The organism is Staphylococcus sp. EG-SA-2, from assembly GCF_017152085.1.
In genome coordinates this window covers 1-854 of the sequence record NZ_JACYHC010000975.1, presented here as the reverse complement: position 1 = coordinate 854, position 854 = coordinate 1, and the positions used below count along the sequence as shown (strand labels likewise).

Sequence of the window (854 nt, the reverse complement as noted above, 5' to 3'; positions counted from 1 at the left end):
AGAAAAAGGCTGCTGAGTTTAAAAAGCAACAATTAAATGAACAAGGTATTTTCAAGAAACCAGTGATTACACCTATTAAACCATATAAAAATTTCTATCCAGCTGAAGACTACCATCAAGATTATTACAAAAAGAACCCGGTACATTATTACCAATATCAACGTGGTTCAGGTAGAAAAGCGTTTATAGAATCACATTGGGGGAATCAAAATGCTTAAAAAAGATAAAAGTGAACTAACAGATATAGAATATATTGTTACACAAGAAAACGGCACTGAACCACCATTTATGAATGAATATTGGAATCATTTTGCTAAAGGAATTTATGTAGATAAAATTTCTGGTAAACCTTTATTTACATCTGAAGAAAAGTTTCATTCTGAATGTGGATGGCCTAGCTTTTCCAAAGCGCTTGATGACGATGAAATTATAGAATTAGTCGACAAATCATTTGGTATGTTGAGAACTGAAGTGCGTTCAGAAGAATCAAATAGTCATTTAGGACATGTCTTTAATGATGGACCTAAAGAAAGTGGCGGCTTAAGATACTGTATCAATTCCGCTGCAATTCAATTTATTCCATATGAAAAGTTAGAAGAATTGGGTTATGGCGATTTAATATCACATTTTGATAAGTAGGAGTGGAAAGTATGTTTAAAAAATTATTCGGAAAAGGCAAAGAAGTTCAGAAAGATATCGCAATTTATACACCATTAACTGGAGAATTCGTGAAAATTGAAGATATTCCAGATCCTGTATTCGCACAAAAAATGATGGGCGAAGGTTTTGGTATTAATCCAACTGAAGGAGAAGTTGTGTCTCCAATTGCAGGACGTGTTGACAATGTCTTTCCA

General features: G+C 33.3%; 3 protein-coding genes. All 3 read left to right on the top strand.

Features of this window, described 5'->3' with window-relative positions; genetic code table 11:
* The coding region (locus IDG60_RS16850) for a peptide-methionine (S)-S-oxide reductase (protein ID WP_206160965.1) at window positions 1-218 on the top strand (218 nt) is incomplete at its 5' end.
* A complete protein-coding gene (msrB, locus tag IDG60_RS16845; protein WP_000913315.1) occupies window positions 211-639 on the top strand; it encodes a peptide-methionine (R)-S-oxide reductase MsrB in 429 nt (142 codons plus the stop codon). The genes IDG60_RS16850 and msrB, both read left to right, overlap by 8 nt.
* An 11-nt stretch (window positions 640-650) precedes the next feature.
* Window positions 651-854, top strand: a 204-nt coding sequence (locus IDG60_RS16840) for a PTS glucose transporter subunit IIA (protein ID WP_206160964.1), incomplete at its 3' end; no start/stop codon positions are given.

Bases quoted from the DNA above. Each gene is read 5' to 3' on its own strand.
- msrB (WP_000913315.1), top strand. From the start codon at position 211: ATGCTTAAAAAAGATAAAAGTGAACTAACAGATATAGAATATATTGTT.